We start from the raw sequence: 14,518 nt of genomic DNA, 5'->3' as shown, positions 1-14,518 counted from the left end.
CGCCCCCCCGAGGCCCCGGACGCACGCGCTGTCGCCATCGCGCAACTGCAGCAAAACCTGGCCAGCAGCGAGCTGGCCACCGCCGAAGACCAACTGGCCGCGCTGCAAGCCCAGTCGCCCAACGATCCGGCGCTCGAGGCTTACCAGCGTCAACTGGCCGAAGCCTACCTGCAACGCAGTCAGATCGTGTTGCAAAAAGGTGATGTCAACGCCGCCGCTACCGCCCTCAGCCGCGCCCGCGCATTGATGCCCAAGGCTCCGGCGTTGACCGGTGGCGTCAACAGCGCCATCACCCATGCACGCAAAGCCGAGCTGGACAAAGCCGAGGCCGCCCTCAAGGCCGCCGAAACCAAGCCCGCCGCCAAGGTCATCGACCCGGCCGCGCAGAGCACCACCGTGGCGCTGAACCTCACAGACATCGAAGAGCTGCGCCATCAGCTGGATGCCATCGCCACCGACGTGGTGAATTACCAGTGCGATGTGACCATCCAGGCACCGCGCACCCAGGATTACCCGTGGCTGGCGACCTTGCTGAGCAAACGGGTCAAGCGCATTGATTCGGGCTACGACCTGACGATTCACCGGCAGATCCTGAAGACTATTCCGGCGCAGGTTGTGCTGATTCCGCGCAAGGCGGAATAAAGCCATCGGGGGCAAGCCCCCTCCCACATTTTGAACGGTGAATACATTCAAAGTGTGGGAGGGGGCTTGCCCCCGATGGCGATCTAACCACCAGCAGATGGCTTAAGCCGGAACCGCCTTGGCCTTCGGCTCACGCTCCCAGACCCGATGCTGGGCAATCGCTCTAAAGAACGCCTTGAACGCCTTGGCATCCGCCCCCACGATCAACCCCGCATCCGCCTCGAGCTTGAGCAGGTCGAGCAAGGGCTTCGCGTCACTGGCCACGGCAATCGCCTTCAGGTGCTTGTAGGCCTCCAGCAGGTAGTGCAACGCCACGCCGTCCCCACTCAACGCCTTGATCGACGCCTTACCGCCAGGCACGAACACCGCATCAAACGCAATCGAGGGCAGGCCTTCCATCGACGCATCCACCGCCAGATGCTTGCCATCGGCCGTGGTGACCGGCGCCGAGGTCGGCCCGAGCAACTTGGCGTGTGCGCCCTCGGCTTGCAGCGCTTTCTTCAATGCGGCAATTGCCGCGCCGTCGACACCATCGGCCGCCAGAATCGCCACTTTGCGCGTTTTGATATCGCCCGACAGCAGGTTCACCTGGCTCAACGCCGGCGACGCTTTCACCGACGCCTTGCGCGGCGGCACCGTGCCTTTGGTCGGTGCGGGCAGGCCCAGGTTCTGTGCAACGCGCCTGGCCAGTTCCAGGTCGATGTTGGCCAGAATCTCATTGACCTGACGGGCACGGATAACCTCGCGCTCCACCTTGCCCAACTCAAAACTGTAGGCCGCAATGATGTGCTCTTTCTCATGGTGGCTCATGCTGTTAAAAAACAGCGTGGCCTGGGAGAAGTGATCGCCAAACGATTCACTGCGCTCGCGCACCTTGTTGGCATCGACGCGCTCGTAATAGGTTTCGAAACCACCCTCCTGAGCCGCGGGCGGCGTTTCTTTCGGCCAACCGCCATCGATCGAATTCGGCTCATACGCAGCCCGGCCCTTATCGATCACAGTGCGATGCTGGGCATCCCGCTGACCATTATGGAAAGGCACTACAGGCCGATTGATCGGCAGCTCATGAAAGTTCGGCCCACCGAGTCGGCTGATCTGGGTATCCGTGTAGGAAAACAGGCGGCCTTGCAGTAGCGGGTCGTTGGTGAAGTCGATACCCGGCACGATATGGCCAGGGCAAAAGGCGACTTGCTCGACTTCGGCAAAGAAGTTGTCGGGGTTGCGGTTAAGCACCATCTTGCCCAGCGGCGTAATCGGCACCAACTCTTCGGGGATAATCTTGGTCGGATCGAGCAGGTCGAAGTCGAACTTATGCTCATCTTCTTGCGCAACGATCTGTACACCCAACTCCCACTCAGGGTAGTCACCGCCCTCAATCGCTTCCCACAGGTCGCGACGGTGGTAATCGGTATCTTTACCGGCAAGCTTTTGCGCTTCGTCCCACACCAGGGAACAGGTGCCGACTGTTGGATGCCAGTGGAATTTCACGAAGCTCGATTTACCTTCGGTATTGATCAAGCGAAAGGTGTGAATACCGAACCCCTGCATGGCACGCAGGCTTTTCGGAATAGCCCGGTCAGACATGGCCCAGATCACCATGTGCGCCGATTCCGGCTGCAGCGAGACAAAATCCCAGAACGTATCGTGGGCCGAGCCTCCGGTAGGCATTTCATTGTGCGGCTCAGGCTTTACCGCATGCACAAAGTCGGGAAACTTGATCGCATCCTGAATGAAAAATACCGGCATGTTGTTGCCCACCAGGTCGAAGTTGCCTTCCTCGGTGAAGAACTTCACGGCAAAACCGCGCACGTCGCGCACCGTATCGCCCGAACCACGTGGGCCCTGCACGGTGGAAAAACGCACGAATACCGGGGTTTTATGCTCGGGGTTACGCAGGAAACCGGCCTTGCTCAGCGCCGAATGGTTCTCATAGGTCTGAAAATAGCCATGCGCGCCCGTACCGCGCGCATGCACGATGCGCTCCGGGATACGTTCATGGTCAAAATGCGTGATTTTTTCACGCATGATGAAGTCTTCCAGCAGCGAGGGGCCGCGGGCACCGACTTTCAAGGTGTTCTGGTTATCGGAAATCTTCACGCCTTGGTTGGTACGCAGCGCCTGGCCGGTCGCGTCGCTACGGAATGCCTCCAGGGCCTGCAGCTTGGCGTTGGTGTTGCCACGGTCCAGGGTATCGGTGCCCGCCAGTTCACTCTTCGGCGGGATGGCTGGCTTGTTGGTACTCATCAGACAAAACTCCTTATTCAAAGTGGCCAGAGCGGTCCCCGGCTCGTTTGAGCAAAACCCCAGGCACGGCACCCGGGAAATCGAGTTGCTGAAGTAGTGACTGACACGAATTTGCACCGTTCCTTTTTTATGACCTTTGATCGCGTTATTGCCAAATCGCTGGTTGAATGCGAAATAAATGCTAAGAACCGCTATACGGACAGGCTAAAATGCGCGCCCGGCTAACCGCTGATCCCTTTTCCATGCGCCCCACAAGGTTCGCTACGTGATCGAGTTTCATAACGTCCATAAAACCTACCGCGTCGCCGGTAAGGAAATCCCCGCGCTTCACCCCACCAACCTGCGCGTCGAGAACGGCCAGGTGTTTGGTCTGATTGGCCACTCCGGTGCGGGAAAAAGTACCTTGTTGCGCCTGATCAATCGCCTCGAGCAACCCAGCGGCGGCCAGATCAACGTCGATGGCGAAGAAGTCACGGCCCTGGATGCCAACGGCCTGCGCCGTTTCCGCCAGCAGGTCGGGATGATTTTCCAGCACTTCAACCTGCTGGCCTCCAAGACCGTCGCCGACAACGTGGCGCTGCCGCTGACACTGGCCGGCGAATTGTCGCGCAAGGCCATCGACCAGCGCGTCGCCGAACTGCTGGCGCGCGTCGGCCTGTCGGACCACGCCAAGAAGTACCCGGCGCAACTGTCCGGCGGCCAGAAGCAGCGCGTCGGCATTGCCCGCGCCCTGGCAACCAAGCCGAAAATCCTGCTGTGCGACGAAGCCACCAGCGCCCTTGACCCGCAGACCACCGCCTCGGTGTTGCAACTGCTGGCCGAGATCAACCGCGAGTTGAAGCTCACCATCGTACTGATCACCCACGAAATGGACGTGATCCGCCGCGTATGCGACCAGGTGGCCGTGATGGATGCCGGCGTGATCGTCGAGCAAGGCTCGGTGGCCGACGTGTTCCTGCACCCCAAGCACCCGACCACCAAGCGCTTTGTCCAGGAAGCCGATCAGGTCGACGAAAGCGAGCAGCGCGATGACTTCGCCCACGTACCGGGCCGCATCGTGCGCCTGACGTTCCAGGGCGAAGCGACCTACGCACCGCTGCTGGGTAACATCGCCCGCGAAACGGGTGTGGACTACAGCATCCTCGCCGGGCGCATCGACCGCATCAAAGACATCCCCTACGGGCAACTGACCCTCGCCATCACCGGCGGTGACATGGAAGCGGCCATTGCCCGCTTTACCGCCGCCGACGTCCACATGGAGGTGCTGCGCTAATGGAAGTCCTGATGAGTTTCTTCGCCAATATCGACTGGTCCGAAATCTGGCTCGCCACCGGCGACACCATGACCATGCTGTTCGGTTCGCTGTTCTTCACCGTGCTGCTCGGCTTGCCCTTGGGCGTGCTGCTGTTTCTGTGCAGCCCGCGCCAGCTGTTCGAGCAAAAAGGCCTGTACGCGTTGCTGTCGCTGAGCGTGAACATCCTGCGCTCGCTGCCGTTCATCATCCTGTTGATCGTGATGATCCCGTTCACCGTGCTGATCACCGGCACTTCGCTGGGTGTGGCCGGTGCGATTCCGCCGCTGGTCGTGGGCGCAACGCCGTTCTTTGCGCGCCTGGTGGAAACCGCGCTGCGTGAAGTGGACCGCGGCATCATCGAAGCCACCCAGTCCATGGGGGCCAGCACGCGCCAGATCATCACCCATGCTTTATTGCCTGAGGCCCGCCCCGGCATTTTCGCGGCGATTACGGTGACGGCGATTACACTGGTGTCCTACACCGCCATGGCCGGCGTCGTCGGTGCCGGCGGCCTGGGCGACCTGGCCATCCGTTTCGGCTACCAGCGCTTCCAGACCGATGTGATGGTCGTCACGGTGGTGCTGTTGTTGATCCTGGTGCAAATTCTGCAAACCGTCGGCGACAAGCTGGTGGTGCATTTTTCTCGAAAATAACGGCTATTGCCGGCTATACGCCGATAAATGCCCGAACAAGGAGCTTGCTGGATGAAAAAACTACTGGTTGCTTTCGCCGCCGTCGCCGCGTTTTCGGCCCACGCCGAGACCATCACGGTTGCCGCCTCGCCGGTGCCCCACGCGGAAATCCTCGAATTCGTGAAGCCGGCACTCGCCAAAGAGGGCGTGGACTTGCAGGTCAAAGTCTTCACCGACTATGTGCAGCCCAACGTACAAGTGGCCGAAAAGCGCCTGGACGCCAACTTCTTCCAGCACCAGCCGTACCTGGATGAGTTCAACAAAGCCAAGGGCACACACCTGGTGAGCGTCGGCGCGGTCCACCTCGAGCCCCTGGGCGCTTACTCCAGCAAGTACAAGACCCTGGCCGACCTGCCTGACGGCGCCAACGTCGTGATCCCGAACGACGCCACCAACGGCGGCCGCGCGCTGTTGCTGTTGGCCAAGCACAACCTGATCACCCTGAAGGACCCGACCAACATCCTGTCGACCATCAAGGACATCACCGCCAACCCGAAAAAACTCAAGTTCCGCGAACTGGAAGCCGCCACATTGCCGCGCGTGCTGACCCAGGTCGACCTGGCGCTGATCAACACCAACTACGCGCTGGAAGCCAAACTGGACCCGTCCAAGGACGCTCTGGTCATCGAAGGCAGCGACTCGCCTTACGTGAACATCCTGGTGACCCGCGAAGACAACAAAGACTCGGACGCCGTGAAGAAGCTGGTCGCAGCCCTGCACACGCCTGAAGTGAAGAAGTTCATCGAAGAGAAGTACAAAGGCGCGATCAAGCCAGCGTTCTGATCCGACTCGCTCCCCAACACACCGCAGATCAAACAATGTGGGAGGGGGCTTGCCCCCGATAGCGGCAGTTCAGTCGATGCATACGTTGACTGACCCACCGCCATCGGGAGCAAGCCCCCTCCCACCTGTGTTTTGTGTTGCCTGTTATTTGCGCTGCAACAGCCCTGGCAACTGCGCCACCAGCTTCTGGTTGTTCAGCGGCGCACGAATGAACCCACGCTGGGTGCCATCCGGACCGATCAGCGCGAGGTTGCCGCTGTGGTCGACCGTGTAGTTCGGCTTGGTCGTGTCCGCCGGAATGAACGGGATGCTCACCGCGTTCGACACCTTCTGCACATCGTCCACATTCGCGCCGGTCAGGCCTTCGAATTGCGGGTCGAAATAGCCCAGGTATTGCTTGAGCTGAGTCGGCGTGTCGCGGTTCGGGTCGACGCTGACCAGGATCACCTGCAACTTATCCACAGCTTCTTTGGGCAACTCGCTCTTGATCTGGCGCAGTTGGGCGAGGGTGGTGGGGCAGATGTCCGGGCAGAAGGTGTAGCCGAAGAACAGCAGGCTCCACTTGCCCTTCAACTCGTTGACCAGTACCGGCTGGCCGTCCTGGTTGGTCATGGTCACCGGCGGCAATTGGCGGCTTTGCGGCAGCAGGATGATGCCGGCATCGATCAAGGCGGTCGGGTCGCCCTGGCCCTTGCCCGAGAGCACCTTGTTGACGGTCAGGCCCATGATCAACGCGACAATGGCCACCAGAATGAAGACAGTTTTTTGAGTTCGGGTCATAGGTTCAACAATAAGTAGTGGTCTACGAGCAGGGCGATAAACAGGAGGAACAGGTACCAGATAGAGTACTTGAACGTGTTGATCGCCGCGTGCGGCTGAGCGCCACGGTACAGCACCCAGGCCCATTGCAGAAAGCGTGCGCCCAACACCAGCGCAGATCCGAGGTACAGCAGGCCGCTCATATGGATGACGTAGGGCATCAGGCTCACCGCCAGCAGGACGCAGGTGTAGAGCAGGATATGCACCTTGGTGTAGTGCTCGCCATGGGTGACCGGCAGCATCGGAATATCGGCCTTGGCGTATTCCTCCTTGCGGTGAATGGCCAGGGCCCAGAAGTGCGGCGGGGTCCAGGCGAAGATGATCAGCACCAGCAGCAGCGGCTCGGCGCTGACATGCCCGGTGACCGCAACCCAGCCCAACAGCGGCGGTGCCGCGCCGGCCAGGCCACCGATGACGATGTTCTGCGGCGTCGCGCGCTTGAGAAAGCCGGTGTAGATCACCGCATAACCGAGCAACGAAGCCAGCGTCAGCCAGGCCGCCAGCGGGTTGGTGAACGCCAGCAGCAGCGCCAACCCGGCAACAGCCAGAAACAAAGCAAAGGCCAGCGCCGCCCCGGGCGACACACGCCCCTGGGCGATCGGGCGCTTTTGCGTGCGCGCCATCAGCGTATCGATGCGCCGATCGACGACGTGGTTGACCACCGCCGCGCCACCGGCACACAGGGCGATCCCCAGATTGCCGAAGATCAGCACCGCCCACGGCACCCCGGCGCGGGTGGCGAGGAACATGCCCACCAGCGAGGTGATGAGCATCAGCACCACCACTTTCGGCTTGGTCAGCTCCAGGTAGTCACGCCAGATCGCCTGGCCGTGACGCGCGCCGATCAAGGTCGCCATGGCATCTCTCCTTTGAGGGTGATAAGGCCCGATACGTGTTTACGCGGGCTGAAGCGCCAGCCGAACGGCATCTGGCGGCGCACCCGGACCAGGCTGGTACGGGCGTGGTAATTGACCAGTACCAGGGTCAGCAACAAGGCTGCGCCACCGGCGTTGTGACCGACCGCCACCGGCAGCGGCAGGTGGAAATACACGTTGCTCAGGCCCAGGCCGATCTGTGCCGCCAGGGCGATCAGCAGCAGGCCCGCGAGCCGGGTCATGCCCACCGCGCGCAGCTGCCAGGCCAGGCCCAGCAATACCAGGGTGACCAGCAGCGCGCCGATGCGGTGGGTCAGGTGAATGGCCGTGCGCGCGTCGCTGTCGAGCTGGCCGCCGAGGTAATTGGGGCCGATGTGCTGGGTCAGGTGGAAGCCATTGGCAAAGTCCGCCGCCGGCCACCACTGGCCATGGCAGGTGGGCAAATCGATACAGGCCACCGCCGCGTAGTTGGAACTCACCCAGCCGCCCAGTGCGATCTGGCCGATCACCAGCACCAGGCCGGCGGTGGCCCAATATTGCAGGCGCTTGGGCACGATCAGCGCGGGCAGCACGCCGGACAGGCGCAGGGTCAGCAGAAACAACAGGCTCAAGGTCGCAAAGCCGCCCAACAGATGCCCGGTCACCACTTGTGGCCAGAGCTTGAGCGTCACCGTCCACATGCCGAACGCCGCCTGGGCGAACACCACCGCCAACAGGAACAGCGGCAACTTCACCGGCTGGCCGGGGTCACGCCGATGCTGCCACGAGCGCGCCGCCAGCAGCACGATCAGCAGGCCCAGGGTGCCGGCAAAGTAACGATGGACCATCTCGCTCCAGCCTTTGTCGGCCTCCACCGGCGTGTCCGGGAAATGCAACTCGGCATGGGCCAACTGGGCGTCGCTTTGCGGCACGCTGATAAAGCCGTAGCAGCCCGGCCAATCCGGGCAACCCAGGCCGGCGTGGGTCAGGCGCGTATAGGCGCCGAGCAATACGACAATCAGCGCCAGCAAGGTGGCAAACAGCGCGAGGCGAAATCCAGGTTTGGCCATGACGATGCCCTTATCCGATGTTCGACAGTTTCAGCAGGTGGCGCAGGTCGTTGAGCAAGTCCTTGCCCTTGACCGTCGTGTCGTAGCGCAGCACCAGGTTGCCGTGGGGATCGACGATCCACAGTTGCGCCTCGCCCGGTGCGGCGGCGGCTTTGCCGAAGGTCGTCAGGTCCAGCGGGTAGCGTTGCAATTGCGGGTATTCGGCCTTGAGCCTGGCCTCGTAATCGGCGCCGACCGGCTGCGCACTGGCCAGGGCATGACTGGCCCGGGACGCATCGCGGCCGAGGCCGATCTGCAGCTGCCGCGCCAGGTACACCAGTTGCCGGCACTCGGCGGCGCAGGCGCTGGGCGCCGTGACGAGCAACTGCCAGCGCTGTTCGTCCGCCTGCACACCGATATCGGCGCGGGTCTGGCCGTTGCCGATCAGTTCGCCGTGGTAACTGCGACTGTCCGGCACCCAGAACTGCAGCTTGTACATAAAGGTGGCGAGCGCCATCGGGCCGATCACCATCAGCAGGATCAGGATCAGCTGCCAGCGGCCTTTGCGCCGGTCGGGCGTCGCTGGCGCATCAGACATGTTGAGTGGATTCATGGCCGCTCCCATGGTGCTTCTCCTTTGCGTTGTGCCATCCGAGGTAGAGGTAAAGGCTCAGCAGCGCCAACGCCATGGCGAACCATTGCACCGCATAGGCCAGGTGTTTTTCCGGGCCCATGGCAACGATGGGCCAGGTGGTGTCGTAGGTGCCGGGGCCGGCTTCGGCGCGCAGTTCGTAGGCAAAACCGCTGCGCCCCAGCTCGGCCCACAACGTCGCCGGATGCAGCGCGGTGAGCAGGCGCGGCCAGTGCGTGGTCGCCGGGTCGGCGTGCAACTGGAAGGTTTCGCCGGGCGCGACATACACCCAGGCGTCAAGATTCACCGGCTGTTCCGGCGTGCTGAAGACGGGCGGCGCGCGCCGATCCGGCCAGGGCAACCAGCCGCGATTGAGCAGCAGCCACAGGCCGCTGGCCTGGTCGTGAAACGGTTGCAGCAGCTCGACGCCGGCCTTGCCATTACGCATGCGGTTGTCGAGCAACACACTGTGCTCGCCGTCGAATTGGCCGCGCAGATGCACGCGACGGAAGGCCGGATCAGCCATGCTGTCGAGTTGCGCACTGCCCACCGGCTCAGCGGCGCGGCGCTCGGCGTAGCTGTCCACCATCAGCTGTTTTTCATGGCCGCGCGACAGTTGCCAGAACCCCAGGCCCACCATCAGCGGCAGCAACACGAGCACCACCAACGTCGGCGCGATACCGGGGCGAAAGCGCTGGATGGCACTGGCTATACTGGATTTCATCGCCCCTCCCCTATAAGCCCTGGAGCCAGACCATGCTCAAAGCCGCCATTGCCCTGATGCTCATCGCGACCGTCGCGAGCCTGTTCAGTGGCTTGTTCTTTCTGGTCAAGGACGAGGGCCACTCCAACCGCCTCGTCACCGCTTTGACCGTGCGTGTCGTACTGGCCGTGATCACCGTGGCGTTGATCGCCTGGGGCTTTTTCAGCGGCCAGCTGGTGTCACATGCGCCTTGGTAGCGCGCCTCACAGCACATACACGAAGAAAAACAGGCCGATCCAGACCACATCCACAAAGTGCCAATACCAACTGGCCGCCTCGAAACCGAACTGGTGCTCGGCATTGAAGTGCCCGCGCAAGATACGCATCAGCATCACGAACAAAATAATCGTGCCGATGGTCACGTGGGCCCCGTGAAAACCGGTGAGCATGAAGAAGGTCGCGCCGTACACGCCGGAGCCCAACGTCAGGCCCAGCTCTTTGTAGGCGTGGATGTATTCCTCGGCCTGGAACCCAAGAAACCCCAGGCCCAGCAGCACCGTGATCGCCAGCCAGAGCTTCAGCGCACCGCGATGGCCTTTGCGCAGCGCATGGTGGGCGATGGTGATGGTCACGCTGGAACTCACCAGCAGGATGGTGTTGACCAACGGCAGGCCCCACGGGCTGATGGTGCCTTCGGGCGCGGGAAACAGCGTGGGATCGGGGTTGTTGAGCAGCGGCCAGACAAACTCGAAATTCGGCCACAGCATATGCGCGATGCCTTTGGAGCCTTCGCCCGCCAACCACGGCGCCGACATATGCCGCACATAAAACAGCGCACCGAAGAACGCGATAAAGAACATCACTTCGGAAAAGATGAACCAGGTCATGCCCCAGCGGAACGAGCGGTCCATCTGCGCGCTGTACAACCCGGCGCGGCTTTCCTTGATCACCGCGCCGAACCAGCCGAACAGCATGTAGGCCAGTAACAGGCCACCGACGAAAAAGATCCACGGCCCGTGGGATTCCGGGCGCGCAGCCTTCAGGTCGTTGAACCACACGCCCAGGCCATACACGGTGATCAGCAGGCCAACCGTGGCAATTATCGGCCATTTGCTTTGCGCTGGTACGTAGTACGTATCATGAGTCGACATGTATTCGCTCTCCTGATTGAGCGGGCAAACAGTAGCTAGCCGCCGCTATGGACAGCCACGGGCGGTTGGCGCGCAGTGATATCAAACAGCGTGTACGCCAGGGTCAAATGCTTCACATCCTTGGGCATGTCGCGATCGACAATGAAGCGCACCGGCATTTCGATGCGCTCACCGGGTTGCAGCACTTGCTGGGTGAAGCAAAAACACTCGGTCTTGTGGAAGTACATCGCCGCTTCAGCCGGGGAAATGCTCGGGATCGCCTGGGCGGTCATCGGCTTGTCGCTGGGGTTGTAGGCCACGAAGAGCATCTCGTTGACCGCGCCGGGGTTGACCACGATCTCATCGGCCTTGGAATGGAACTCCCAGACCATGTCGATGGCATTGGTGGACAGGAACTGCACCCGCACCTGGCGCGACGGATCGACGATCTGCTCGCCCTCATACTGCCCGGCCGTCTTGCCGTTGATGCCGAACGCCTTGCACATCACGTCGTAGATCGGCACCAGGGCAAAGCCGAAAGCGAACATCGCCAGCACCAGGATCAACAGACGGGTGACCAGGCGCTTGAGTGGCACGGAGTCAGCCATGGCGATCACCCGACAGTGTGGGAGGGGATTTGTGGAAGCCGGTTCATTTGACCTCCGGTGGCGTGGTGAAGGTGTGGTACGGCGCGGGCGAGGGCACGCTCCACTCCAGGCCTTCAGCGCCGTCCCACGGCTTGGCCGGCGCGGGCGGGCCGCCGCGGATGCACTTGATCACGATAAACAGGAAGAAGATCTGCGTGGCACCGAACATGAACGCGCCGATGGACGAGACCATGTTGAAGTCGGCGAACTGCAGGTTGTAGTCCGGCACCCGACGCGGCATGCCGGCCAACCCGACGAAGTGCATCGGGAAGAACGCCATGTTCATGCCCACGAAAGACAGCCAGAAGTGCAGCTTGCCCAGGGTTTCGTCGTACATGTGGCCGGTCCATTTCGGCAGCCAGTAGTAAGCCGAGGCGAAGATGCCGAAGATTGCGCCAGGCACCAGTACGTAATGGAAGTGCGCCACCACGAAGTAGGTGTCGTGGTACTGGAAGTCTGCCGGCGCGATGGCCAGCATCAAGCCGGAGAAACCGCCGATGGTGAACAGGATCACGAACGCCACCGCAAACAGCATCGGCGTCTCGAACGTCAGCGAGCCTTGCCACATGGTGCTGACCCAGTTGAACACCTTCACCCCCGTCGGGACGGCGATCAGCAGGGTGGCGTACATGAAGAACAACTCGCCCACCAGCGGAATGCCGACCACGAACATGTGGTGCGCCCACACGATGAACGACAGGAACGCGATACTCGCCGTGGCGTAGACCATCGAGGTGTAGCCAAACAGCGGTTTGCGCGAAAAGGTCGGGATGATCGAGCTGACGGCGCCGAAGGCCGGCAGGATCATGATGTACACCTCGGGATGGCCGAAGAACCAGAACACATGCTGGAACAACACCGGATCACCACCGCCGGCGGCACTGAAGAAGCTGGTGCCGAAGTGGATGTCCATCAGCATCATCGTCACGCAACCGGCCAGCACCGGCATCACCGCGATCAGCAGGAAAGCGGTGATCAGCCAGGTCCACACGAACAGCGGCATTTTCATCAGGGTCATACCCGGTGCGCGCAGGTTGAGAATGGTGGCGACCACGTTGATCGCGCCCATGATCGAACTGATGCCCATCAGGTGGATGGCGAAGATGAAGAACGTCACGCTTTCCGGGGCGTAGGTGGTGGAGAGCGGGGCGTAGAAGGTCCAGCCGAAATTCGGCCCGCCGCCCGGGGTGAACAAGGTCGAGACCAGTAGCAGGAACGCCGCCGGCAGCAACCAGAAGCTGAAGTTGTTCATGCGCGGCAGGGCCATGTCCGGCGCGCCGATCATCAGCGGGATCATCCAGTTGGCCAGGCCGACGAACGCCGGCATCACCGCGCCGAACACCATGATCAAGCCGTGCATGGTGGTCATCTGATTGAAGAACGCCGGCTCGACGATCTGCAGGCCGGGCTGGAACAGCTCGGCGCGGATCACCATGGCGAACGAGCCGCCGAGCAGGAACATGGTGAAGGCGAACCACAGGTACATCGTGCCGATGTCTTTGTGGTTGGTGGTCAGCACCCAGCGCATCAAACCCTTGGCGGGGCCGTGGGCATGGTCACTGGCGTGGCCGTGGTCATCGATCACAGCGCTCATGGCCGTTCTCCTGCAAACGAGTGGGCGGGGCGGTTCAGCGCATTCGCAATGAAGTGAGTCATTTGCTTTCCGCCTGTTTCAGAGCCAGCACGTCTTTGGGCGTGACCATGTCGCCTTTGTTGTTGCCCCAGGCGTTGCGCTCGTAGGTCACCACCGCGGCGATATCCACTTCCGAGAGTTGCTTGCCGAAGGCGGCCATGGCGGTGCCGGGCTTGCCGAAGTAGACGCGGTGCAGGTGGTCTTCCTTGCTTCCGGTGGCGATCGGCGAGCCTTTGAGTGCCGGGAACATCGGCGGCAGGCCCTGGCCTTCGGCCTGGTGACAGGCCACACAGCTGGTGTGGTAGACCTTGTCGCCACGGGCGACCAGTTCGTCCAGCGTCCACTCCTTGGAGGTCAGCTCCTTGAGCTGAGCGGCCTCAGCCTTGCGCTCGCCGAGCCAGGTGTCGTAGTCGGCCTTGGACTTGACCTCGACCACGATGGGCATGAAGCCGTGGTCCTTGCCGCACAGCTCGGCGCACTGGCCCCGGTAGATGCCGGGCTTCTCGATACGGGTCCAGGCCTCGTTGATGAAACCGGGGATGGCATCGCGCTTGACCGCAAAGGCCGGCACCCACCAGGAGTGGATCACGTCCGCGGCGGTCACCAGAAAACGCACCTTGGCGCCCACCGGCAGCACCAGCGGCTGGTCGACTTCCAGCAGGTAATGTTCGCCTTTGGTGGCCTTGTTGTGGATCTGCTCGGCGGGAGTGGCCAGGTTGCTGAAGAACTCCACATCCTGGCCGAGGTATTTGTAATGCCACTTCCACTGATAGCCGGTGATCTGGATATCGATGTCCGATTCCGTGCTGTCGTAGATGTTGATCAGAGTCTTGGTCGCCGGAATGGCCATGGCCACCAGGATCAGCAAGGGCACTACGGTCCAGAGGATTTCCACGGTGGTGCTTTCGTGGAACTTGGCGGCCACCTGGCCCGTAGACCGGCGGTGAAGGATCATCGACCAGAACATCGCGCCAAATACGACAATGCCGATCACTACACAGATCCAGAAAATGGTCATGTGCAGGTCGAACACGGCGTGACTGACTTCTGTCGCCCCTGGCGCCATATTCGTTGTCCAGGCGGCATGCGCCTGACCGAATACTGACCACAACAGGAGGCCCATCCAAACATGTGGATGTCGCGTCATTGCGGGTTCCCCTTATCGTTCTTGTTATCCCGCCGGTGTGCACCTGCGTCGAAGGGAGCGGCTTCCATACTGCTTACAACCGCTTAGCCTCACCTGCTTATGCAGTCTGGCGTCATCAGCTAATCGCGTACAAAACCGAGTATAGACAGCACCTGCCACCCCGCAATGTGCAGGGGCAAATGAGCTGAAACAGACGGACGGGGCCCATAAGACCGGGGGGCGGAATCGTTTATCCGACGAACGATGGCAA

15 protein-coding genes are annotated in these 14,518 nt (G+C 61.7%); 5 read left to right on the top strand and 10 right to left on the bottom strand.

All coding sequences use genetic code 11. From position 1 onward, the window contains the following. Window positions 1-642 (top strand): PA5502 family lipoprotein (locus AC07W0_RS21500; RefSeq protein WP_102618183.1); only part of this gene is annotated, 642 nt, incomplete at its 5' end. Between the two features lie 102 nt (window positions 643-744). On the opposite strand, the gene katE is transcribed toward AC07W0_RS21500, so the two are convergent. Beyond that, complete coding sequence (gene katE / locus AC07W0_RS21495) at window positions 745-2,907, bottom strand: catalase HPII (RefSeq protein ID WP_256580847.1); 2,163 nt, start codon at window positions 2,905-2,907, stop codon at window positions 745-747. A gap of 244 nt (window positions 2,908-3,151) precedes the next feature. Between katE and AC07W0_RS21490 the strand changes: the two genes are divergently transcribed. Genes AC07W0_RS21490 through AC07W0_RS21480 form a run of 3 tightly spaced genes read left to right on the top strand, consistent with a single transcriptional unit; the run spans window position 3,152 to window position 5,655 of the window. Next, complete coding sequence (locus tag AC07W0_RS21490) at window positions 3,152-4,159, top strand: methionine ABC transporter ATP-binding protein (RefSeq protein ID WP_102618185.1); 1,008 nt, start codon at window positions 3,152-3,154, stop codon at window positions 4,157-4,159. After that, window positions 4,159-4,833 (top strand): methionine ABC transporter permease, encoded by a 675-nt coding sequence (locus tag AC07W0_RS21485; RefSeq protein ID WP_017849016.1) that lies wholly within the window; start codon window positions 4,159-4,161, stop codon window positions 4,831-4,833. The genes AC07W0_RS21490 and AC07W0_RS21485 overlap by 1 nt, the downstream gene beginning before the upstream one ends. A 51-nt stretch (window positions 4,834-4,884) precedes the next feature. Then, entirely contained in the window at window positions 4,885-5,655 is a 771-nt protein-coding gene (locus AC07W0_RS21480) for a MetQ/NlpA family ABC transporter substrate-binding protein (protein ID WP_017849015.1), read from the top strand. A 144-nt stretch (window positions 5,656-5,799) separates the two neighbouring features. On the opposite strand, the gene AC07W0_RS21475 is transcribed toward AC07W0_RS21480, so the two are convergent. From AC07W0_RS21475 to AC07W0_RS21455, 5 genes are read right to left on the bottom strand one after another with little or no spacing between them, the layout of a single operon-like run. Continuing rightward, window positions 5,800-6,435 carry an SCO family protein gene (locus AC07W0_RS21475; protein ID WP_017849014.1) on the bottom strand — a complete coding sequence of 212 codons (636 nt, stop codon included), beginning with the start codon at window positions 6,433-6,435 and terminating at the stop codon, window positions 5,800-5,802. Further along, a complete protein-coding gene (cyoE, locus tag AC07W0_RS21470) occupies window positions 6,432-7,331 on the bottom strand; it encodes a heme o synthase (protein ID WP_046381540.1) in 900 nt (299 codons plus the stop codon). The genes AC07W0_RS21475 and cyoE overlap by 4 nt, the downstream gene beginning before the upstream one ends. Next, the gene (locus tag AC07W0_RS21465) at window positions 7,319-8,398 is read right to left on the bottom strand and encodes a COX15/CtaA family protein (protein ID WP_102618186.1); all 1,080 of its coding nucleotides are present in this window, start codon (window positions 8,396-8,398) and stop codon (window positions 7,319-7,321) included. The genes cyoE and AC07W0_RS21465 overlap by 13 nt, the downstream gene beginning before the upstream one ends. 10 nt (window positions 8,399-8,408) lie before the next feature. Then, window positions 8,409-9,002, bottom strand: a complete 594-nt coding sequence (locus tag AC07W0_RS21460) for a PA_0111/PP_0108 family redox-active disulfide protein (RefSeq protein WP_026140286.1) — start codon at window positions 9,000-9,002, stop codon at window positions 8,409-8,411. Beyond that, window positions 8,968-9,732, bottom strand: a complete 765-nt coding sequence (locus tag AC07W0_RS21455) for an SURF1 family protein (RefSeq protein WP_102618187.1) — start codon at window positions 9,730-9,732, stop codon at window positions 8,968-8,970. Before AC07W0_RS21455 ends, AC07W0_RS21460 begins: the two co-directional genes overlap by 35 nt. A gap of 32 nt (window positions 9,733-9,764) precedes the next feature. On the opposite strand from AC07W0_RS21455, the gene AC07W0_RS21450 reads away from it, so the two are divergent. Then, a complete protein-coding gene (locus AC07W0_RS21450) occupies window positions 9,765-9,968 on the top strand; it encodes a twin transmembrane helix small protein (protein ID WP_017849009.1) in 204 nt (67 codons plus the stop codon). A 6-nt stretch (window positions 9,969-9,974) separates the two neighbouring features. On the opposite strand, the gene AC07W0_RS21445 is transcribed toward AC07W0_RS21450, so the two are convergent. From AC07W0_RS21445 to coxB, 4 genes are read right to left on the bottom strand one after another with little or no spacing between them, the layout of a single operon-like run. After that, complete coding sequence (locus tag AC07W0_RS21445) at window positions 9,975-10,862, bottom strand: cytochrome c oxidase subunit 3 (protein WP_017849008.1); 888 nt, start codon at window positions 10,860-10,862, stop codon at window positions 9,975-9,977. Window positions 10,863-10,897: 35 nt separating this feature from the next. After that, on the bottom strand, window positions 10,898-11,449 hold the full coding sequence (locus AC07W0_RS21440; RefSeq protein WP_026140285.1) for a cytochrome c oxidase assembly protein: 552 nt from the start codon (window positions 11,447-11,449) through the stop codon (window positions 10,898-10,900). 43 nt (window positions 11,450-11,492) lie between these two features. Then, complete coding sequence (gene ctaD, locus AC07W0_RS21435; protein ID WP_017849006.1) at window positions 11,493-13,082, bottom strand: cytochrome c oxidase subunit I; 1,590 nt, start codon at window positions 13,080-13,082, stop codon at window positions 11,493-11,495. A 58-nt stretch (window positions 13,083-13,140) separates the two neighbouring features. Then, window positions 13,141-14,268 carry a cytochrome c oxidase subunit II gene (gene coxB / locus AC07W0_RS21430; protein WP_026140284.1) on the bottom strand — a complete coding sequence of 376 codons (1,128 nt, stop codon included), beginning with the start codon at window positions 14,266-14,268 and terminating at the stop codon, window positions 13,141-13,143. Window positions 14,269-14,518 lie beyond the last annotated feature (250 nt).

Source organism: Pseudomonas sp. GW704-F2 (assembly GCF_059423025.1).
This window is presented reverse-complemented; position numbering and strand designations above follow the sequence as displayed.